Origin of the sequence: Stenotrophomonas sp. pho, from assembly GCF_006228405.1 — a bacterium.
In the GTDB taxonomy this organism is placed as follows: Bacteria; Pseudomonadota; Gammaproteobacteria; order Xanthomonadales; family Xanthomonadaceae; genus Stenotrophomonas; species Stenotrophomonas sepilia.
Genome location: NZ_CP029759.1, coordinates 3,623,100 through 3,642,396, shown reverse-complemented (window position 1 = coordinate 3,642,396; position 19,297 = coordinate 3,623,100). Strand labels below are relative to the sequence as shown.

Below are 19,297 nucleotides of genomic sequence, written 5' to 3'. Positions count from 1 at the left end.
TGGAAGGGTCAGAGCACGACCGGCGGCTCGCCACCGACGATCACCACATCGGCGCGACGGCGCGCGAACAGGCCGACGCAGACCACGCCCGGCAACTGGTTGAGCTCGCGCTCCAGCTTTTCCGGATCGGTGATCTGCAGGTTGTGGATGTCCAGGATCTGGTTGCCGTTGTCGGTGACCACGCCCTCGCGCCAGGTCGGCTGGCCGCCGGTCATGTCGCGGATCTGGCGGGCGACCAGGCTGCGCGCCATCGGGATCACTTCCACCGGCAGCGGGAACTTGCCCAGCACCGGCACCTGCTTGCTCGGGTCGACGATGCAGATGAAGCGCTCGCTGGCCTCGGCAATGATCTTCTCGCGGGTCAGTGCGGCGCCGCCGCCCTTGATCAGGCACTTGTTCGGGTCGCACTCGTCGGCGCCATCGACGTACAGCGACAGGTTGCCACTGTGGTTCAGCTCGATCACCTCGATGCCGTGCTGCTTCAGGCGTGCGGTGCTCTGCTCGGAGCTGGACACGGCGCCCTTGATGCGGTGCTGGATGCGGGCCAGGGCATCGATGAAATAGGCCACGGTGGAACCGGTGCCGACACCGACGATCATGCCGTCTTCGACGTACTCGATGGCTTTCTCGGCGGCCAGGCGCTTGGCTTCGGACATGGGAAGAACTCTCAGGCGGGGAATCAGGATTTCTTTTCCAGCGACAGCAGCAGCTTCCACTGCGCGGCGGTCACCGGGAACACCGACAGGCGATTGCCCTTGGCAACCAGCGGGAAGCCCTCGCCGAGCTCGTCAGCGTGCAGCTTGATCTCGTCCAGCGCGATCACCTGCTTGAGCTTGCGGTCGAAGGCCACGTCCACCAGCATCCAGCGCGGGTTTTCGCGCGTGCTCTTGGGGTCGTGGTAGTCGGATTTCGGGTCGAACTGGGTGTCGTCCGGGTAGGCTGGGCTGGCGACGGTGGCCAGGCCGACGATGCCGGGCACCTTGGTGTTGGAGTGGTAGAACAGGATGCCGTCGCCCACCTGCATGCCATCGCGCATGAAATTGCGCGCCTGGTAGTTGCGCACCCCGTTCCAGGGTTCGACCTTGACCTTTGCCAGGTCATCGATGGAGAAGGCGTCCGGTTCGGACTTCATCAGCCAGTAGCGCTTGCGGGCGGTCATGCGTTCACGGGGGCAGCGGAGGGGAACAGGGTGCCGTCTTCGGTGCAGATCGCATCCACCGGCACGTCCCACGACGCCACCGGCAAGGACTCGACCTGCTGCACCGCGAACGCAGCACCGACCAGCCAGGGCGGCGCCGGCCGGTCGTGGCGGAAGGCGAAGCTGCGATCATACCAGCCGCCCCCCATGCCCAGCCGGCGGCACTGTGCGTCGAAACCCACCAATGGGGTCACGACCAGCGCCATCCGTTCCGGTTCCAGGGTGTCTTCCACGGCCACGTCCGGCTCGGGGATGCCATAGCGGTTGCTGGTCAGCGGATGCCCGGGCCGCCATGGTGCGAAGCGCAGCACGTCGCCGGCCAGCACCGGCAGGCAGTAGGTGAGTCCTTCGGGCAGCTGCAGCTGCCAGCGGTGCAGGGCGATTTCGCCATCCAGCGCCCAGTAGCCGGCCACGGCGCCTTCGCGCGGGGCGAACGGCAGGGCGAGCAGGGCATCGGCAAGCGATTCGGCGGCGGCGATGCGCTCACCAGCGTTAAGGTCACGGCGGCGTTGCCGCAGGTCGTGGCGCAGGGCCTGGCGCGGGTCGGTCATGGCAGCGAGCGGCAAGGATCAGCCATCATTGTGCCGGAAAGAACAAGGGCGACGCCCGAAGACGCCGCCCTTGCTGGAATATTGCATTCTCCGCAATGTCGATGCATGCGAAACGACCTTGAACCCGGGGGCTCAAGTGGGAACGCTGGAGAACCATCGGGCTTCCCGCTACAAGGCGGACCTGCACTCCCGGCGCTGTCGCGCTCCCGGTGTCGTTCTTAAGGGACAAGGCGAATGTTTGCACATGCCGTCGAGTACCGCAGAGAACGCGTGGCCATTATAGCCAGCACGCAGGATCTGGATAGGCCGTTCGTCGGCAACAGTCCGTGCCAATTCAGACAAGCAAAAAGGGGACGGAGGGAATTAAAACGTTTCCAGCACGGAAGGGGCGAATGCGCCTTAATTCCCTCCGTCCCCTTTTTCTATGGGGTGCCGTCGATGGCGCGGTCCAGGCGCCGGTTCAGGTCGGCCAGCGTCTGCTGCAGCGCCACGGCCTGGCGGGCGTTCTCGTCGCGCAGCAGCTGCAGTTCGTGGGCCAGGTTCAGCGCGGCCAGCACGGCGACGCGGTCGACGGCGGCCATGCGGTTGCTGCCGCGGATCTCGCGCATGCGCGCATCGAGCAGGCGCGCAGCAGCCATCAGGCTGTCGCGTTCGTCGCCGCCAACGCCCACGGTGTATTCACGATCGAGGATGCGGACACTGACCGGTTCGGCGCTCATGTGTGCTGCTCCAGGGATTTGAGCCGGCTGATCATCGCTTCCACCCGCGAGCGCGCCTGTTCGTTCTTGGCCAGCAGCGTCGAGCGCTCGGCCACCAGCTGTTCCTGCTGGTGGCGCAGGCTGCGGTTCTCCTCGGCCAGGCGCTGGTTGCGTTCAAGCAACGCGTCCACGCGGGCGGCAAAGTCCTGCAGCTGGGCAAGGGGATCGGCGGGTTCCATGCGGGCACGATAGGCAAGCCGGGTGAGGGCGGTCAAGCGCTGTCGCAGCAAGGCCGGACGGCCACGAGAGGATGACGCAGGGTTGCTACACTACAGGGTCTCACGGGCGCGCGCGTGCGCACCCCGGGTTTCCTTATTCCGAACGAGCCGCACGATGACCGAACTTCCCTCCGTCGACGACGTTACCCGCGCCAGCCAGGCGCTGGGCCTGGGCGCTACCGCTGCCGAGCTGCACGGAGCGCTGTGCGGCTGGCTGGCCGCCGGCGGCGCCCCCGGCAACGATTGGCCGGCGCGCGTGCTGGCCGACGACACCCTGCCACCGGTGGCCGCCGACAGCGTGCTGGGGCAGCTGCTGCAGGCCACCATCAAGCAGCTGGAAGACCGCGACTTCGCCTTCGAACTGCTGCTCGCCGACAGCGACGACGTGTCCGCGCAGGCCGATGCCATGTTCAGCTGGACCCGCTCGTTCCTGGGCGGCTTCGGCCTGGGCAGCGGCGGCCGCCGCCCGGCCCTGTCCGAAGAGGGCGAAGAAGCGCTGACCGACATGGCCAGCCTGGCGCGTGCGTCCAGTGAGGATTTCGAGGCCGGCGGCGATGACGACGACGAAGCCCTGTCGGAGATCGAGGAATTCATCCGCGTGGCGGTGCTGCTGCTGCACGGCGACGTGGTGCTGGCCGCGCGCCATCGGCAGCGCCTGAACTGATGGATATCAAGCAGCGCACCGGCATCGCGGCCGGCGAATACAAGCGTCGCCGCCGCCAGCTGATGGACATGGCTGGCGAGGATGCGATCCTGGTACTGCCGGCCGCAGCCGAGAAGGTGCGCAGCCTCGATACCCATTATCCGTTCCGCCAGGATTCGGATTTCCAGTACCTGACCGGCTTCCCGGAACCGGAAGCGGTGCTGGTGCTGATTCCGGGCCGCCGCCATGGCGAGGCCATCCTGTTCTGCCGCGAGCGCGATGCCGAGCGCGAGGCATGGGACGGCAGCCGCGCCGGCCAGGAAGGCGCGGTAGCGCAGTACGGGATGGACGATGCCTACCCGATCGATGATCTGGACGACATCCTGCCGGGCCTGTTGGAAGGGCGCTCGCGCGTCTACTACCACTTCGGCCGCGACGCCGACTTCGATCTGAAGCTGATCGGCTGGGTCAACCGCGTGCGTTCGCAGGTACGCCACGGTGCGCAGCCGCCCCATGAGTTCCTGGAGCTGGGCCACCTGCTGCACGAGCAGCGCCTGTTCAAATCCGGCGCCGAAGTGGCACTGATGCACCACGCCGCACAGATCAGCGTGCGTGCGCATCTGGCGGCGATGAAGGCCGCCAGGGCCGGCATCCACGAGTATGAACTGCAGGCCGAGCTGGAACGCGTGTTCCGCGCCAGCGATGCGGTGCCTGCGTATTGCAGCATCGTCGGTGCCGGCCGCAACGGCTGCATCCTGCATTACCGCGACAACAACGCGCGGTCGCGCGATGGCGAGCTGGTGCTGATCGATGCCGGTGCCGAGTACCGCGGCTACGCCAGCGACATCACCCGCACCTTCCCGGTGAACGGCCGCTTCAGTGCCGAGCAGCGCGCGCTGCACGACCTGGTCGGTGAAGCGCAGGCGGCGGCGCTGGCCCAGGCCAAGCCGGGCGTGCCCTACGAGGCCGGCCATCTGGCCGCAGTGCAGACCTTGACCGAGGGCCTGCTGCGCCTGGGCCTGCTGAAGGGCACGCTGGAAAAGAATCTGTCCGAAGGCCTGTACCAGCGCTTCTACCGGCACAAGACCGGCCACTGGATCGGATTGGACGTGCACGATGTGGGCGATTACCGCCTCGCCGGTGATTCACGTCTGCTGGAGCCTGGCATGGCGTTCACCATCGAGCCGGGGCTGTACATCGGCGTGGACGACACGACGGTGGAACCGCGTTGGCGCGGTATCGGCATCCGCACTGAAGACGATGTGCTGATCACCGATGACGGCCATCGCGTGCTGACCGAAGGCCTGGCGCGCAGCGCCGATGAGATCGAAGCGGTGATGGCGGGGTAGGGTGTTTTTCTGCAGGGCTTGCGGCCCTGCACCCGCAGAGGCCACAGCAACAGCAACCGCAACAGCGGCATTCCGTGGGATGGCGGGGCACTGTGGGTTTGCGGGGACGCCGCAAGTACATCCCTGTAGGCTTGGTCGCCGCATCCATGCGGCTCACACCCCGCAAACCCACAGTGCCCCACCTTCGACAGGTTCGCGCGGCTGTTGGTGGGTGCCGATCGTTGGTCGGCACATCTGTCAGATATCGAATGAATCATCCACGCATGGCGTGGATCTACTGGTAGGTGTCGACCTTGGTCGACACAGAGCGAGCGCAGCAAGCGACCCGCTTTTGCTTTTCTTTCTTTCTTCCGTGGTTGGACGCACACGGAAACTGTCAGAGGTGGGGCGGGGTGGGTTCGCGGGGGTGTCCGCGGCATGGATGCCGCGGCCAAGCCTCCAGGGATGGATTCACGGCGTCCCCCGCGAACCCACCCCGCCCCGCCAAGCGCGGCTATTGCTCCAAGCAGCCAACCACGAGGGGCTCAGCCGTTGGCCGCCGCAAACGCCGGCCGCGTCAGGTTGTCCGCCTCGCCATCAGTGCACAGCACTTCGTCTTCGATGCGGATGCCGCCATACGGACGGAAGAAGTCCACGCGGTCCCAGTTGATCGCATCGCCGTGGCCGGCGTCCTTCACTTCGTTCAACAGCATGTCGATGAAGTACAGGCCCGGTTCGATGGTCACCACCATGCCCGGTTCCAGCACGCGGGTCAGGCGCAGGTACGGGTGGCCCGCCGGGCGCTCGATGCGGCCGCCTTCGTCGCTGGCCGCGAAACCGGCCACGTCGTGCACCTGCAGGCCGATCAGGTGGCCGATACCATGCGGGAAGAACGCGGCGCTGACGCCGGTCTCCAGCGCGGTCTGCGGCGAGACCTTGATCACGCCGAAGTCCTTCAGTACGCCCATCAGCGAAAGATGTGCGTCCACGTGCAGCTGCTTGTAGTCGCAGCCCGGGCGCACCGCTGCGCACATCCGCTGCTGGGCGGCGTCGACGGCGGCGATCATCGCCGCAAACTCGTCGTGGCTCTGCGCGGCGTAGGTACGGGTGATGTCGCTGGCGTAGCCGTGGGCACTGGCGCCGGCATCGATCAGGAAGCTGCGCAGCGGCTGCGGTGCCTTGCGGCCCAGCTCGGTGTAATGCAGCACAGCGGCATGTTCATTCAGCGCCACGATGTTGCCGTACGGCAGCTCATTGGCATCCTGGCCGACTGCCTGGCAGTACGCCATGTGGATGCTGAACTCGTCGGCGCCATTGCGGAATGCGGCCTCCGCAGCGCGGTGGCCGCGCACGCCCAGCACCTGGGCCTGGCGCATCAGTGCGATCTCATACGGTGTCTTGCTGCCGCGGTGCCATTCCAGGTAGTTCACCACCGGCGCCGGGTTGTTCGGTACGTAGTTGCCCAGCGCGCTCTGCGGCTCGCCGAGGATCGCGCAGCGCGATGGATCGGCCGGCAGCAGCGCCAGCGCGTCTTCCGGCTTGCGGATGATGTGGATGTCGAAGTGATCCACCCACCAGCCGCTGGGGGCATCCGGCACCACGTGCCAGTAGTCGAAGGGCTGGTGGAAGATCACCGCCGGGCGCTTGCCGGGGCTGAACACGATCCAGCTGTTGGGCACGCGGGTCAGCGGCAGCCAGGCCTTGAACTGCGGATTGACCGCGTACGGGTAGTCGCGATCATCGAACACCTGGTAGTGCAGAGTGCCGCTGGGCACCACCAGGTGGTCGAAGCCGCCGCGGGCCAGCGCCTGTTCGGCACGTCGGCACAGCACGGCCAGGTGGTCGGGATACAGGGCGCCGGGGTCTTGCTGGATCATTGCGGTGGCTCGACACGGAAAACGGCCCTAGATTCTGCCGCATAGCGGGAAAAACCGCTGTGCTGGAACCGGCACTCAGGCCGTCGAAACCGGCCCCTCGTCGCTGTCTTCGCCCACCCACTGGCGCAGCAGCTGCCGATGCTCGCGCGACAGGGTGAGGAAGCGGAAGCCGGTCCAGCTCTGTCCGGGGGCGTGTGCGGGTTCGCTCCACAGCAGGTGCACGCCCACGTCGATGTCCTGGTGGCGGCCATCGCCCAGCGGCAAGGGGAAGCGCAACTGGTACAGCGCATCCTCGCGCAACGGTGCGCTGGCCAGCATCAGCATGCCGGTTTCGGAGATATTGCCGAGCCGGCCGACCACGCTTTCGCGCATCTGGTCGGTGACCGGTACCAGGTCCGAGACCTGGCGGCGCGGCGCGCGGCGGGTATCCTGCGGCGGTTGGGTGATCATGCGGAAGTCTCCTGCGTATGGCCGGCCGCCAGTGCACGCAATGCGCCAAGGCTGGCCTCCCAGGCACGGTCAACCAGCCGGGCCTTGTCCTCAGTGACCAGCTGCGCCTGGCCGGCACTGATCTGCCGGGCCAGCGTATCCAGGTCGGTATCGGCGATCTTCTGCCCGCGCGGATTGACCAGCAGGGCGTGGCCGGTCAGCAGGCTGTACCAGGACAGGCGCTGGCGGCGCAGTGTGCCATCGCCGGTATCGATGTCGAACCAGCTGCCGAAGGGCAGGGAGGACAGCTGCTGGTAAGCGGCTTCCTCGGCACTGCTGCGCGGTGTGGCCGGCGTCGTGCCGGCGGCCGTACCGGCGTGCTCGCCCAGGCGCGCGCGTGCCTTCAGGCGGGCACTGAGTTCGGTACGCGAGGTGCTCTCGTCCTCGCCGCCAGGCGTGGCCAGCCTGCGTGCGACGGCGGCGGCTTCCTCGGCGTGGTAGCCGACCTGCAGCAGGGCGGCCTCGACCTCGGCAGCAAGCGTTGCATCGGTGCCGCCGGGTGCATCAACGGGTTGCGCGGTGATGGCGGCGATGCGTTGGGTCTGCTGCAGGCGTTCCTGCCACTGCGGTGAATCGTCGCCGTGGCGCAGGCGGGTCAGGGTGAGGGCATCGGCCCAGGCCTGACGCAGCAGGGTCTGCACGAAGCGGGGCGGCTCCTGCGCGTCGCAGCACTGGTCGATCTGTGCACTGGCCTGTCGCCGCGCGAGTTCCAGCCGCTCCTTGCCGCGTGCAGCTTCCACATGGCGGCGCTCGGCCAGCTCGGCGCGATGCGCTGCGGCACGCTGATGCTGCTGCACGTCCTCGTTCGCGCTGGCGAAGGCCTCCGGCGCCCGCGCATCCTGGCCCAGCAGGCCCTGCACGCTCTGTGCCATGCGCTGCAGCAACTGCGGGTCGACATCATCGTCGGCCAGCCAGTTGGCGCCGACTTCGGCAATCTGGTTGAGCAGTTCGCGCGCGGGGTGCTCGTCGCGCACGAAGAAGCCGGGGTCGGCCATTGCCGCACGTGCCAGCGGCACCTGCAGGCGCGCCAGCAGGGCGGCCGGCACCGGGTCCGGACGCTGCTGCTGCTGCACCTGCTGCATCAGCATGCGCAGCAGGTCGAGGCTGTCGCGGTCGTGGCTGCCCAGCTGGGCCTGCATGCCATGCTCGCTGCGCAGTTGCGCCACCACGGCCGCCTGCAGGTCGGCTACGCCGGTGGCGGCGCTGGACTGCGCCTGCAGGCGTGCGAGGACCGCATCCACGGCCGCGCTCGGCACTGCATCGCGATCCGCAGGTGCTGCGCTGGCATGGCGTGCCTGCTGCAGCAGCGCATGCAGCGCGCTGCCCGTAGAGGTGGTCAGGCCCGGCAAGGCCGCGCCGGCCATGCTGTCATCCTGGAAAGCGTCCTGCACCAGGCTCGACCAGGAGCCGGCCGGTGCCGATCCGTTCCAGCCGGTCAGTGGCGCGGCGGCACGCTTTGCCGGCTGCGTGGTGCGACCACCGCCCACCGACTGGGTGATGATCCGCCGGGTGCTCGATGAACGCGCCAGATAGGGGGTGTAGACCAGGCCGGGCAGCACGCCGTGCTGGGCCAGCAGGGCATTGGCACGGTCGAGGATGTCGCCCAGGCGTTCCAGTACCTGGCGTTCGAAGCTGCGGTACAGCGCCAGCTGAACGTCGACAGTGAGCGAATCCTGTTCGGCAATCCGGCGCAGCATGGCGCACAGTGCCTGTGGTGCCAGCGGCAGGGTGTCGGCCTCGAAGGCCGGTGCCGCCGCCAGTACGCCCAGGCGTTGGCCCAGCAGGTTCAGCGTGTTGGTCGAACGCAGCGTCTCCCTCCGCACCATCTCGGTCAGCAGCAGGTCGCGGTCCACTTCATGTTCATCGACCAGCGACAGCCCGAGCATGCCGGGCTGCGGCGGCGGCGTGGAACCGGGGCTGAAGTGGGCCGTGGGTTCGCGCAGCCGTATCAGCGCATCGGCCACGGCATCAAGCATGCGGTCAGCGAAATGACCGGAGAAGGCATGCAACTGGCCGCGCTGGGCCATCAGCTCCGCCTGCAGCTGCGGATTGCGCGCGCGATCCGCGTCGTGCAGCAACGTCTGCTCCAACGCTTCGACGGTCAGGATCAGCGGCGCGGCCAGCGTCTGCCGGCACAGGCCGATCAATGCGCCCAGCAGCTCACGCACCCGCGGTGGCAGGTCGCTGGCGGCCAGGCGGGTTTTGTCGGCAGAGGTAATGGAAAAGACAGCTGACATCGGCGAGCGGTACCCGGATTCCCGCGGATCGATCTTGTGAATCTACCGTGTCGGCCGCAGTCGGCGCTACTTTAGGGTGAACGTGTCTCGCGTCTGCTGGGGAGGGACGACGGATGAACGGTAGTGCCGGTCGCTGGCCGGCAGCGCTGTCTCCACCGGAGTGCCGGCCAGCGGCCGGCACTACCCGCTACGGCGGGAAGGTCTATTCCTCCAGGAACAGGCTGACCACATCGTTGGTGAATCGACGGCCCAGCTCGGTTGGCTTTACGTGGCCGTCCGCCACATCCAGCCAGCCGCGCTGCACGGCCTCGGCCAGGGGCGCATCCAGCACGCTGCGCGGCAGCCCGGTGCGCGACTCGAAATCGCGCAGGCCGAAACCTTCGTGCAGGCGCAGCAGGTTGAGCATGTACTCGAACGGCAGCCGCTCCGGCGCGATCACGTCGTCACCACCGAACGAGGCCGGGGTGCCCGCGCTGTCCAGGTAGGCCTGCGGGTGCTTCAGTTTCCAGCGGCGCAGCACGTGTTCCTCGGCACCGGAGCTGATCTTGCCGTGCGCGCCAGCGCCGATGCCCAGATAGTCACCGAAGCGCCAGTAGTTCAGGTTGTGCGCACTCTGGCGGCCAGGGCGTGCGTAGGCGCTGACTTCGTACTGGCTGAAACCGGCCTGCGCCAGCAGCGCCTGGCAGTGCTCCTGCATGTCCCAGGCATTGTCTTCATCGGGAATGCCCTGCGGCGGCCGCGCGAAGAACACCGTATTCGGTTCCAGGGTCAGCTGGTAGTGCGAGATATGGGCTGGTTGCAGTGCAAATGCACGATCCAGATCGGCCTCGGCACCGGCCAGGGTCTGTTCCGGCAGCGCGTACATCAGGTCGATGTTGAAGTTGTCGTAGCCCGCGTCCTGCGCCATCTTCACCGCGCGCTCGGCTTCGCCACTGTCGTGGATGCGGCCCAGGCGCTTGAGCATGGAGTCGTCGAAACTCTGGATGCCGAAGCTGAGGCGGTTCACGCCGGCCGCGCGGTAGCGGTCGAAGCGGCCATGCTCGGCGGTGCCCGGGTTGGTTTCCAGGGTGATTTCGGCATTGGGCGCGAAGCGCAGGCGTGCGCTGGCCTGCTGCAGGAAACGGTCGATTGCTTCCGGCGGGAACAGGCTGGGGGTGCCGCCGCCGAAGAACACGCTGTGCACCACCCGGCCCCAGACCAGCGGCAGGTCCTGGTCGAGATCGCGCAGAAGCGCATCGATGTAGCCATCGAACGGCAGCTCGCCCTTGGCCTGGTGCGAATTGAAATCGCAGTAGGGGCATTTGCGCACGCACCACGGCAGGTGCACATACAGCGACAGCGGTGGTGGCACCAGTCGCGGCGGGCTGTCGTGGGCAGCGGAGCAGGCTTCGCCGGGCAGGTGGTTGCAGTGGTCGTGGGCGTGCGGCATGGGCTTGTTCGGTAGTGCCGGCCACTGGCCGGCTTCCCTGGTTCGATCGGGTGGCGTCAGTACAGCGTCGCCAGCTGCTGCTTGAGCTGCTGCAGGGCGATGGCACGGTGGCTGATGGCATTCTTCAGTGCCGGCTCCATTTCCGCGGCGGTCAGGCCGTGGGTGGTGTCCAGGAATACCGGGTTGTAGCCAAAACCATTCGTGCCACGCAGCTCGCGGATGATCTGTCCTTCCCAGCGCCCTTCGCAGATCAACGGCTGCGGGTCGGTGGCGTGGCGCAGCAGCACGATCACCGCATAGAAGCGGGCGCTGCGCTGGCCGTCGGGAATGTCGGCCATCGCGTCCAGCAGCTTGGCGTTGTTGGCCGCCGCGTTGGTCGGGTGGCCGGCATAGCGCGCGCTGTACAGGCCGGGCGCGCCGCCGAGTGCGTCGACGATCAGGCCCGAATCATCGGCCAGTGCCGGCAGGCCGGTCGCTTCGCAGGCCGCGCGTGCCTTCAGCAGCGCATTCTCGACGAAGGTCAGGCCGGTCTCTTCCACGTCGCCCAGGCCCAGTTCGGCGGCCGAGGTGATCTGCAGCGGCAGGTCGGCGAGGATCTCCTGCATCTCCACCAGCTTGCCGGCGTTGTGGCTGGCCAGTACCAGTTTCTTCATTGACGGGGCTCCAGCAGGTCCCAGGTGTTGCCATACAGATCGCGGAACACCGCGACCGTTGCATAGGGTTCTTCGCGCGGCGCTTCCAGGAACTCGACTCCCGCGGCAAGCATCGCCGCGTGGTCGCGGTGGAAGTCGTCGGTGTTGAGGAAGAAGGCGACGCGGCCACCGGTCTGGTTGCCGATGCGGCTGCGCTGCGCCTCGTCGCTGGCACGGGCCAGCAGCAGGGCGGCGGCGCTGCCGTCGGTCGGGCCGACCACCACCCAGCGCTTGTGGCCCTGGTCGATGTCCTCCAGCAGCGCGAAGCCGAGCTTGGCGGTGTACCAGGCAATGGCTTCGTCATAGTCGGCCACCACCAGGGTGGTCAGGGCAAGGCGCCGGTTCATGCCGACAGCGCCGCCTGCTGCGCGGCCAGCAGCTCGGCCACGCCCTTTTCGGCCAGGCCCAGCAGCGCGTCCAGTTCATCGCGACGGAAGGCGTGGCCTTCGGCGGTGCCCTGCAGTTCGATGAAGCCACCACCGTCGTTCATCACCACGTTCATGTCGGTGTCGCAGTCGCTGTCTTCGGCGTAGTCCAGGTCCAGCACCGGGGTGCCGCGGTACACGCCCACCGACACCGCGGCCACCGCGCCCAGGATCGGGTTGCGCTTGATGTCGCCACGCTTCATCAGCACGTTCACCGCATCGACCAGCGCCACGTAGGCGCCGGTGATGGCGGCGGTGCGGGTGCCACCGTCGGCCTGCAGCACGTCGCAGTCGAGGGTGATGGTGCGCTCGCCCAGCGCGTTGCGATCCACGCAGGCACGCAGGCTGCGGCCGATCAGGCGCTGGATCTCCAGCGTGCGGCCACCCTGCTTGCCACGGGCCGCTTCACGGTCGCTGCGGGTGTGGGTGGCGCGCGGCAGCATGCCGTACTCGGCGGTGACCCAGCCTTCGCCCTTGCCGCGCAGGAAGCCCGGCACGCGGTTCTCGACGCTGGCGGTGCACAGCACACGGGTTTCACCGAAGCACACCAGCACCGACCCTTCGGCGTGGCGGGTGAAGCCGCGTTGGATGACGACCGGGCGGAGCTGGTCGGGCTGGCGGCCGCTGGGGCGGGAATCGGACATGGTGCGGGTTCCGTAATGGCGAGGGAGTACGCCGCCACGCCCGCGGCCTTCACGGGGCGGGCAAGGGGGCTCTGGTGAGGGCGCTAGGGTACCATTCCCCCTTTGCACGCACCGGACACATTCCATGATTCGAAGCATGACCGCCTATGCCGGCGGCGAGCGGGTCACCCCGTGGGGCACGCTGGGCTGCGAGCTGCGCTCGGTCAACCACCGCTTCCTGGAGGTCGGCACCCGCCTGCCCGAGGAACTGCGGGCGCTGGAACCGCAGCTGCGCGAGCGCATCGCCGCGCGCCTGAGCCGCGGCAAGCTGGATCTGGTGATGCGCCTGCGTGCGCCGGAAGCAGCGGCCAACCTGCAGGTGGACGAGGCCCTGCTGGGCCAGCTCGGCCGCCTGGCGCACCGGTTGACCTCCGATTTCCCCAACCTGCAGGTCAGCTTCACCGAGCTGCTGCAGCTGCCCGGCGTGACCCGTGGCGAGGCCACCGATGCCGCGGCCCTGCAGGCCGAGGCACTGGCCCTGCTGGACCAGGTGCTGGACGGCTTCGTCGAGGCGCGTGAACGCGAAGGCGGCAAGTTGTCGGCGGCCATCAGTGAGCGCGTGGACGGCATCGAACGCATCGCCACCGAAGTGCGCACCTTGATTCCGGCCATTCGCGACGGCCAGCGCGCCAAGCTGGCTGCACGCCTGGCCGACCTGCCGCACCCGGTCGACCCCGGCCGCGCCGAGCAGGAACTGGTGCTGTGGCTGCAGAAGCTGGACGTGGATGAGGAGCTGGATCGCCTCGGCAGCCACATTGTCGAGATCCGCCGCGTGCTCAGGCAGCGCGAGCCGGTCGGCCGCCGCCTGGACTTCCTGCTGCAGGAGTTCAACCGCGAAGCCAATACGCTGGGCTCGAAGTCGGTGGACAGCCGTACGTCCAATGCCGCGGTGGAGCTGAAGGTGCTGATCGACCAGATCCGCGAACAGGTGCAGAACATCGAGTGATGTTGCATCCAGCATTACAGCCGGGGCGCCTTCGGGCGCCCTTCTCATTACAGCGTCTCAGCGGACGCTGACACCCGGCAGGCCCGCGCTCAATCGCCCCACGACGGCTGCCTGGCCGAACCCTGCGTCGTGGAAGCAGGCCAGCACCGCGTCCACCGCTTCCGGGGCGCAGGACACCAGCAGCCCACCGCTGGTCTGTGGGTCGGTCAGCAGCGGCTGCCAGTGTGCCGGCAACCCATCGGCGAAACGCACCTCCGCACCATACGAGGCCCAGTTGCGGTTGGACGCGCCGGTCAAGCAGCCGCGCTGCAGCAGCTCCAGGGCCTGAGGCAGCAGCGGCACCTGTGCGCTGTCCACCTCCGCAGCGACACCACTGGCGCGACACACTTCCAGCAGGTGGCCGAGCAGGCCGAAACCGGTGACATCGGTCATCGCGTGCACACCGTCCAGCGCGGCCAGGGCCACGCCCACGGTGTTCAGGCGGGTGGTCGACGCGATCATCTGCTGGTAGCCGTCGGCGTCCAGCACTTCTTTCTTCAGCGCCGACGAATACACGCCCACGCCCAACGGCTTGCCCAGCACCAGCACATCGCCGGCGCGGGCATCGGCATTGCGCCTGAGCCGCTGCGGGTCGAGCACGCCGATCGCGGCCAGGCCATAGATGGGTTCCACCGAATCGATGCTGTGGCCTCCAGCGACCACGATGCCGGCATCGGCGCAGGCACGCTCGCCGCCCTGCAGGATGCCGCGGATGGTCTCCTGCGGCAGCGTGTTGATCGGCATGCCGACGATGGCCAGCGCGAACAATGGTCGTGCCCCCATCGCGTACAGGTCCGACAGCGCGTTGGTGGCGGCGATGCGGCCGAAGTCGAACGGGTCGTCGACAATCGGCATGAAGAAATCGGTGGTGGCGACGATTGCCTGGCGGTCATCGAGGCGGTACACCGCGGCGTCGTCGCTGGTCTCGCGGCCGACCAGCAGTTCGGCCGGTGCCGGAAGCGCTGGCACGCCGCGCAGCAGTTCGGACAGCACGCCCGGCGCGATCTTGCAGCCGCAGCCGCCGCCGTGTGCCAGCGAAGTCAGTCGTTGCGGGGCATCGGCCGTTGAAGGGGCGGGGGACTGCGCGTGCGTGGCCATGCCGACATCTCCTGCGGAAACACCAATGGCGGAAGGCAGCAGGAGTCGAACCTACCAGGGAACGATCGACGCCCCCTACTGGGTTTGAAGCCCAGCCGCATGCCCGGATGCGCATGCCTTCCGAAAGTACGGCGGCACCGGTGGGCTCAGTCGCGGGCTGCGTTCCACTGCAGGTCGCCGCGCGGCCGATGCTGGTCACCGACGCGTCGAGTGTAGCCAACGCGGTTGAAGAACTCCAAGATCTGGATGCTGCGCTTGCGGCCCAGGCCGATGGCATCGCGGAAGGTGGCCGCATCCACCGTGCCGGTGGCCTGCGACAGCTGCGCGACGATCGCGGCCAGCTCGGCAATGCGGGCCGGTGCATAGAACAGGTCCGGCACTACCTGGAACAGTTCGCCACGCGCGGTAGCGCGGCGCAGGACGGCGCGGACCTCGTCTTCGGCCAGACCAACGTCGGTGGCCAGCGTGCGCACCCACGGTGGATCGAAGCGACCGGCGTGCAGCTGCGGCAGCACGCATTCGAGCAGAAGTCGTTCGCGTTCCGGTGGCGCATGGTCATGGCCGGGCAGGCGCCACCAGGCGCCCACGCGCTGCACGCTGCCGTCGTCCAGCAGGCCTTGCAGCAGGGCATTCCACAGGCTCGCTGCAAGCGCGGGCAGCGTACTGCGCTGCAGGCGCCCGCTATCAACACCGGGCTCGTCCGGACGTCGCTCGTGCCAGCTGCGCAGCGACGTGATCACCTGTTCGCGAAGCGCCTGCCAGTGCGAAGCAAGGATGACCACCGTGTCTTCGTGGGTGACGATGCGCCGCGTGCCCGCAGGAAGATCGATCCGGTCGGCCGCGCGCCGGCAGTAGCGTTGCAGGGCGGCCATGGCTATGCCGAAGGAAGCCTGCTGCAACAGCGGGCCGATTCCCGCACCTGTGGCCAGCTGCTCCAGTGCGCCCAGCCAGGCGAGCCGTGCCTGGCTGCGCCGGCGCCGCTGTGGCGGGTCCGGATCGAGCACGATGCCACCACCCAGCGTGCGGATGGCCGCTGAATCACGGGCGATGAAGCGATCACCGCACATCGCGCAGACCGGTGCATCGAACACCAGTTGCACCAACTGTCCGTCGCCGTGATCGACGTCCTCCAGCAGCACCACATGGGCCTGCCGGTGCATCGTGCCCCAGTGGATGTGCAGCGGCGCCCAGTCGCGCAACGGTGTTGCCAGTGCGGAAAGCCGCAGGCGTACGTCGACGCGACGGGTCGCCAGCAGGGCGCGCGGGTCGGCGATCCAGTCGCCACGGTGGATGTCGTCGCGGGCGATGGCAGCCAGGTTCAACGCACAGCGCTGCCCGGCCATGGCGTGTTCGCTGGCCTGGTTCTGCGCGTGGATGCTGCGTACGCGCACGTCAGTGGCGGCCGGCATCAGCTGCAGATGCTCACCCACGGCAGCGATGCCGCCGTGCACTGCGCCGGTCACCAGCGTGCCGTGGCCGGCCAGCGAGAACACGCGGTCCACCGGCATGCGGAACAGCTCGCTGCGCAGTTCGGCCTGGCGCGTGCTGGCGTTGTCCGACGCCCACGCGTGCAGCTGGGTACGCAGCGCGTTGATGCCAGAATCGTCTGGTGCGGTGCTGTTGCAGGCGAATACGGGGGAATCCTGCAGCGGCGTTCCGGCCAGCAGCGCGGCGATCTCGATCTCGACCCGGGCGATGCGCGCGGCGTCCACGCGGTCGATCTTGGTCAGAGCGACTGCACCGCGATCCACGCCCAGCAACTGCAGGATCGCCAGGTGCTCGCGGGTCTGCGGCATCACACCGTCGTCGGCGGCGATCACCAGCAGGGCGACATCGATGCCGGTGGCGCCGGCCACCATCGTATGCACGAAGCGTTCATGGCCCGGCACATCGACGAAGCCCAGCGTCGCCTCGGCACTCCCGCCGCCTGTGCTTTCCACCGGGACATAGGCATAGCCCAGCTCGATGGAGATACCGCGCGTGCGTTCTTCCTGCAGGCGATCGGTTTCGATGCCGGTCAGTGCGCGCACCAGGCTGGTCTTGCCATGGTCGATATGCCCGGCGGTGCCGACGATCATGCCTGCAGCGTGCTCCATTGCGCGAGGAAGGCGGCTTCGTCGGTGGGTTCCAGGCAGCGCAGGTCCAGCCACAGCGCGTCATCGGCAATGCGGCCCAGCACCGGCCGCGGCAGCTGGCGCAAGCGCTTGGCCAAGCGATCCAGCCCGCCGCGGCGCGCGCTGGTAACGCGCAGTCCGGCGCTTGCCAGCTGCGCCTGTGGCTGCGCGCCGCTGCCGATCTGGCTGTACATCGAGGCCCGTTCAAGCGCGTAGCCGGCGGCCAGCGACGCGCGCATCGGCTGCAGCAGGCGGTGTGCCTGCTCGTCGATGTCATCCCGCAGGCGCGAAAGGCTGCGCAGGGTCGGCAGCCGCAGTGCCAGCCGTTCCGGTTCGCGGTACAGGGCCAGCACGGCTTCCAGTGCGGCCAGGCCCATCTTGTCCATGCGCAGCGCCCGCTTGAGCGGATTGCGGTTGATCCGCGCGATCAGGTCGGCGCGGCCGGCGATGATCCCGGCCTGGGGGCCGCCCAGCAGCTTGTCGCCACTGAATGAGACCAGGTCGGCACCGGCCGCCAGTGTTTCCTGCACGGTCGGCTCGTGCGGCAGGCCGAAGGCCGCCAGGTCACACAGGCTGCCACTGCCCAGGTCCACCACCAGCGGCAGGCCGTGCTCGTGCGCGATCGCAGCCATCGCCGCAGTGTCGACCTTGGCAGTGAAGCCGGTGATCGCGTAGTTGCTGGCATGCACTTCCATCAGCAACGCGGTACGTGCGCCGATGGCATGGGCGAAGTCGGCCGGGTGGGTACGGTTGGTGGTGCCCACTTCCAGCAGTCGCGCGCCGGCGCTGCGCATCACATCGGGAATGCGGAAGGCACCGCCGATCTCCACCAGTTCGCCGCGCGACACCACCACCTCGCGGCGGTTGGCCAGGCTGTTGAGCAGCAGCAGGACCGCCGCCGCATTGTTGTTGACCACGGTGGCGGCTTCGGCGCCGGTCAGTTCGCAGACCAGCGCCTGCACCCGTGCATCGCGGTCGCCGCGGCGGCCGCGGATGATGTCGAATTCCAGATCGACCGGCGCTGTCATTGCGCGGGTGACCGCCTGCACGGCGGCATCGGGCAACAGCGCGCGGCCCAGGTTGGTGTGCAGCACGGTGCCGGTCAGGTTGAACATCGGCTGCAGGTCCAGGCGTGCGTCGGCCGCCAGTGCGGCGCCGAGCGCCGCGACCAGCGACGGGCCGTTGATGGCCTGTTCGAGGCGTTCGGCCGAGAGCTGCGCGGCGCTGATACGGTCGCGTAGTTCCTGCAGGTGTGCGCGCAGCAGTTGGGTGATGCGGCTGCGGCCGTGGCGTTCGATCATGGCCGACAACGCAGGCAGGCGCAGCAGCCGGTCCAGCGAAGGCAGGGCGGCGGCCGATGCCGGCGTGGCGTGCATGCGTGGCATAGGTCAGTCGCCGTCGGATTGCCACAGCAGCGGGTTCTGGCTGGCGCGCGCATAGCCTTCCTCGGCCAGCAGCAGGTCCAGCGCCAGCGTGCCGAGGTCATCGGCCACCGGCTCCAGTGACGGATCTTTCTCCAGGTACAGGATCTTGCGATAGCTGTGGCAGTGGTCGCAGGTCTCGGCGCGCACCGCACTCTCGCGCACCGCCTCGCCGCTGTCACCGTCCACCTCGGCCAGGGCGCGATAGGCAATGTCCTTGCCGGCGGCGCCGCACTGGCTGCACTGCACGCGCACGTAATGCCACTGGCAGGCACACAGCGAGCACGACAGGTAGCGATAGGCGGCGTAGGGCGGGCGCGCCTGCACCACGCTGGCCACCGGCAGCGTGCCACAGAGCGGGCACAACCCTGGCGCATCGGCCAGCGGCTTCAGGTCGGTCGGATGGAAGCTGGCGGCGAGCACCGCCCAGTACACCTGCAGCGCGTTCATCACCAGCAGCGCAGCGACGGCGTCGACCGAGGGCGCGTCATCGCGTTCCAGCACCGCATGCGCCTGTGCATCCAGCCACGCATCATCAGCGGCGGCGACGCGCTGTAGTTCCTGCCGGGTTTCCACAGGCAGCCCGGTTTCGTCGGCACAGTGCCGGCACAGGGTGCGCAGCCAGTCGCGCCAGCGCCCATCCAGTTGCAGTGTGTTGGCCGGCCGCAACGGCATGCCGGCGCTAGCCGCCGCGCTCGACTGCTGCGCGCGCGCCTGTGCCTGAAGCCCCTCGCGTTGCTGCGGCGTCAACTCATCCAGCAGTGCCTGCTGCGCATCGGCCAGCGCCGCCAGCAGCTGCAGGTAGCCACCGATGGCACTGTGCGCGGCCAGGCTGCGCAGGCTTGCCGCGCGCGTAGCGAACAGTGACCCGGTATCAGGCAGGATGATGCGCGGCACATCGCGCGAGGCGAGCGTCTCGATCTCACCGGGTTCAAGGATGCGTTGCGCCATGTAGGGCCAGCCAGAAGAACCAGGCTCCATCCTCGCTGTTGTCGGCGCTGGCGTCCAGCGTGTTGCCGGCCATTTGAAAGGTTGGGGTCAGATCCGTTTTCCACAGAAAACGGTTCTGACCCCATCGGTTGGTTGAAAGTGGATCCCGAGCGTTGGTCGGGATTCGATCAGTGCCGACCAACGGTCGGCACCCACCGACA

At 68.2% G+C, this 19,297-nt stretch carries 19 protein-coding genes, 1 tRNA gene and 1 other RNA gene; 3 read left to right on the top strand and 18 right to left on the bottom strand.

Annotated elements, in window-relative coordinates:
* Positions 1–8: 8 nt before the first annotated feature.
* The 6 genes from rpiA to DL544_RS16975 all read right to left on the bottom strand — a co-directional run bounded on the left by rpiA (position 9) and on the right by DL544_RS16975 (position 2,686).
* On the bottom strand, positions 9–656 hold the full coding sequence (gene rpiA, locus DL544_RS17000; protein ID WP_005419003.1) for a ribose-5-phosphate isomerase RpiA: 648 nt from the start codon (positions 654–656) through the stop codon (positions 9–11).
* A 23-nt stretch (positions 657–679) separates the two neighbouring features.
* Entirely contained in the window at positions 680–1,159 is a 480-nt protein-coding gene (locus DL544_RS16995; protein WP_005419001.1) for an EVE domain-containing protein, read from the bottom strand.
* Positions 1,156–1,749 carry a 5-formyltetrahydrofolate cyclo-ligase gene (locus DL544_RS16990; protein WP_111200510.1) on the bottom strand — a complete coding sequence of 198 codons (594 nt, stop codon included), beginning with the start codon at positions 1,747–1,749 and terminating at the stop codon, positions 1,156–1,158. The genes DL544_RS16995 and DL544_RS16990 overlap by 4 nt, the downstream gene beginning before the upstream one ends.
* A gap of 83 nt (positions 1,750–1,832) precedes the next feature.
* A non-coding RNA gene (gene ssrS, locus DL544_RS16985) (6S RNA) lies at positions 1,833–2,018 on the bottom strand.
* Positions 2,019–2,171: 153 nt separating this feature from the next.
* Positions 2,172–2,468 (bottom strand): cell division protein ZapA, encoded by a 297-nt coding sequence (locus DL544_RS16980; RefSeq protein ID WP_005410899.1) that lies wholly within the window; start codon positions 2,466–2,468, stop codon positions 2,172–2,174.
* Complete coding sequence (locus tag DL544_RS16975) at positions 2,465–2,686, bottom strand: TIGR02449 family protein (protein ID WP_005418996.1); 222 nt, start codon at positions 2,684–2,686, stop codon at positions 2,465–2,467. Before DL544_RS16975 ends, DL544_RS16980 begins: the two co-directional genes overlap by 4 nt.
* 154 nt (positions 2,687–2,840) lie before the next feature.
* Here DL544_RS16975 and DL544_RS16970 point away from each other — a divergent pair, with 154 nt between their 5' ends.
* Positions 2,841–3,389, top strand: a complete 549-nt coding sequence (locus tag DL544_RS16970) for a UPF0149 family protein (RefSeq protein ID WP_005418994.1) — start codon at positions 2,841–2,843, stop codon at positions 3,387–3,389.
* A gap of 5 nt (positions 3,390–3,394) precedes the next feature.
* Positions 3,395–4,717 (top strand): aminopeptidase P N-terminal domain-containing protein, encoded by a 1,323-nt coding sequence (locus DL544_RS16965; RefSeq protein ID WP_088123875.1) that lies wholly within the window; start codon positions 3,395–3,397, stop codon positions 4,715–4,717.
* Between the two features lie 524 nt (positions 4,718–5,241).
* On the opposite strand, the gene pepQ is transcribed toward DL544_RS16965, so the two are convergent.
* The 7 genes from pepQ to rph form a co-directional block, all read right to left on the bottom strand.
* Entirely contained in the window at positions 5,242–6,573 is a 1,332-nt protein-coding gene (gene pepQ / locus DL544_RS16960; RefSeq protein ID WP_065185332.1) for a Xaa-Pro dipeptidase, read from the bottom strand.
* A 75-nt stretch (positions 6,574–6,648) separates the two neighbouring features.
* Entirely contained in the window at positions 6,649–7,023 is a 375-nt protein-coding gene (locus tag DL544_RS16955; RefSeq protein WP_005418979.1) for a PilZ domain-containing protein, read from the bottom strand.
* Entirely contained in the window at positions 7,020–9,299 is a 2,280-nt protein-coding gene (locus DL544_RS16950; RefSeq protein ID WP_139727609.1) for a DUF1631 family protein, read from the bottom strand. The genes DL544_RS16955 and DL544_RS16950 overlap by 4 nt, the downstream gene beginning before the upstream one ends.
* Before the next feature lie 202 nt (positions 9,300–9,501).
* Positions 9,502–10,728, bottom strand: a complete 1,227-nt coding sequence (gene hemW / locus DL544_RS16945) for a radical SAM family heme chaperone HemW (protein WP_139727607.1) — start codon at positions 10,726–10,728, stop codon at positions 9,502–9,504.
* Between the two features lie 56 nt (positions 10,729–10,784).
* Positions 10,785–11,381: an RdgB/HAM1 family non-canonical purine NTP pyrophosphatase gene (gene rdgB / locus DL544_RS16940; protein WP_005410891.1), complete on the bottom strand. Its 597-nt coding sequence runs from the start codon at positions 11,379–11,381 to the stop codon at positions 10,785–10,787.
* Entirely contained in the window at positions 11,378–11,767 is a 390-nt protein-coding gene (locus tag DL544_RS16935) for a VOC family protein (RefSeq protein ID WP_065185328.1), read from the bottom strand. Before DL544_RS16935 ends, rdgB begins: the two co-directional genes overlap by 4 nt.
* Positions 11,764–12,489, bottom strand: coding sequence for a ribonuclease PH (gene rph, locus DL544_RS16930; RefSeq protein ID WP_049426699.1), 726 nt, complete (start codon positions 12,487–12,489; stop codon positions 11,764–11,766). The genes DL544_RS16935 and rph overlap by 4 nt, the downstream gene beginning before the upstream one ends.
* Positions 12,490–12,613: 124 nt before the next feature.
* On the opposite strand from rph, the gene DL544_RS16925 reads away from it, so the two are divergent.
* Positions 12,614–13,474, top strand: a complete 861-nt coding sequence (locus DL544_RS16925; protein WP_005418965.1) for a YicC/YloC family endoribonuclease — start codon at positions 12,614–12,616, stop codon at positions 13,472–13,474.
* A gap of 57 nt (positions 13,475–13,531) precedes the next feature.
* Here the strand turns inward: DL544_RS16925 and selD are convergent, their stop codons facing one another.
* The 5 genes from selD to fdhE form a co-directional block, all read right to left on the bottom strand.
* Positions 13,532–14,611 carry a selenide, water dikinase SelD gene (gene selD, locus DL544_RS16920; protein ID WP_053497458.1) on the bottom strand — a complete coding sequence of 360 codons (1,080 nt, stop codon included), beginning with the start codon at positions 14,609–14,611 and terminating at the stop codon, positions 13,532–13,534.
* 26 nt (positions 14,612–14,637) lie between these two features.
* Positions 14,638–14,733 (bottom strand) — tRNA-Sec (locus DL544_RS16915).
* A gap of 24 nt (positions 14,734–14,757) precedes the next feature.
* Positions 14,758–16,689: a selenocysteine-specific translation elongation factor gene (selB, locus tag DL544_RS16910; protein ID WP_139727604.1), complete on the bottom strand. Its 1,932-nt coding sequence runs from the start codon at positions 16,687–16,689 to the stop codon at positions 14,758–14,760.
* A complete protein-coding gene (gene selA / locus DL544_RS16905) occupies positions 16,686–18,110 on the bottom strand; it encodes an L-seryl-tRNA(Sec) selenium transferase (RefSeq protein WP_414603958.1) in 1,425 nt (474 codons plus the stop codon). The genes selB and selA overlap by 4 nt, the downstream gene beginning before the upstream one ends.
* A 3-nt stretch (positions 18,111–18,113) precedes the next feature.
* Positions 18,114–19,097, bottom strand: coding sequence for a formate dehydrogenase accessory protein FdhE (gene fdhE, locus DL544_RS16900; protein ID WP_139727602.1), 984 nt, complete (start codon positions 19,095–19,097; stop codon positions 18,114–18,116).
* Between the last annotated feature and the right edge of the window lie 200 nt (positions 19,098–19,297).

What these genes read in the sequence shown, in the direction of transcription:
- DL544_RS16995 (WP_005419001.1), bottom strand. Translation starts at nt 1,159, where the DNA reads ATGACCGCCCGCAAGCGCTACTGGCTGATGAAGTCCGAACCGGACGCC.
- DL544_RS16980 (WP_005410899.1), bottom strand. Translation starts at nt 2,468, where the DNA reads ATGAGCGCCGAACCGGTCAGTGTCCGCATCCTCGATCGTGAATACACC.
- rdgB (WP_005410891.1), bottom strand. Translation starts at nt 11,381, where the DNA reads ATGAAGAAACTGGTACTGGCCAGCCACAACGCCGGCAAGCTGGTGGAG.
- rph (WP_049426699.1), bottom strand. Translation starts at nt 12,489, where the DNA reads ATGTCCGATTCCCGCCCCAGCGGCCGCCAGCCCGACCAGCTCCGCCCG.
- DL544_RS16955 (WP_005418979.1), bottom strand. Translation starts at nt 7,023, where the DNA reads ATGATCACCCAACCGCCGCAGGATACCCGCCGCGCGCCGCGCCGCCAG.
- selD (WP_053497458.1), bottom strand. Translation starts at nt 14,611, where the DNA reads ATGGCCACGCACGCGCAGTCCCCCGCCCCTTCAACGGCCGATGCCCCG.
- DL544_RS16925 (WP_005418965.1), top strand. Translation starts at nt 12,614, where the DNA reads ATGATTCGAAGCATGACCGCCTATGCCGGCGGCGAGCGGGTCACCCCG.
- DL544_RS16950 (WP_139727609.1), bottom strand. Translation starts at nt 9,299, where the DNA reads ATGTCAGCTGTCTTTTCCATTACCTCTGCCGACAAAACCCGCCTGGCC.
- DL544_RS16970 (WP_005418994.1), top strand. Translation starts at nt 2,841, where the DNA reads ATGACCGAACTTCCCTCCGTCGACGACGTTACCCGCGCCAGCCAGGCG.
- selA (WP_414603958.1), bottom strand. Translation starts at nt 18,110, where the DNA reads ATGCCACGCATGCACGCCACGCCGGCATCGGCCGCCGCCCTGCCTTCG.
- hemW (WP_139727607.1), bottom strand. Translation starts at nt 10,728, where the DNA reads ATGCCGCACGCCCACGACCACTGCAACCACCTGCCCGGCGAAGCCTGC.
- fdhE (WP_139727602.1), bottom strand. Translation starts at nt 19,097, where the DNA reads ATGGCGCAACGCATCCTTGAACCCGGTGAGATCGAGACGCTCGCCTCG.
- DL544_RS16935 (WP_065185328.1), bottom strand. Translation starts at nt 11,767, where the DNA reads ATGAACCGGCGCCTTGCCCTGACCACCCTGGTGGTGGCCGACTATGAC.
- DL544_RS16975 (WP_005418996.1), bottom strand. Translation starts at nt 2,686, where the DNA reads ATGGAACCCGCCGATCCCCTTGCCCAGCTGCAGGACTTTGCCGCCCGC.
- DL544_RS16990 (WP_111200510.1), bottom strand. Translation starts at nt 1,749, where the DNA reads ATGACCGACCCGCGCCAGGCCCTGCGCCACGACCTGCGGCAACGCCGC.
- pepQ (WP_065185332.1), bottom strand. Translation starts at nt 6,573, where the DNA reads ATGATCCAGCAAGACCCCGGCGCCCTGTATCCCGACCACCTGGCCGTG.
- selB (WP_139727604.1), bottom strand. Translation starts at nt 16,689, where the DNA reads ATGATCGTCGGCACCGCCGGGCATATCGACCATGGCAAGACCAGCCTG.
- rpiA (WP_005419003.1), bottom strand. Translation starts at nt 656, where the DNA reads ATGTCCGAAGCCAAGCGCCTGGCCGCCGAGAAAGCCATCGAGTACGTC.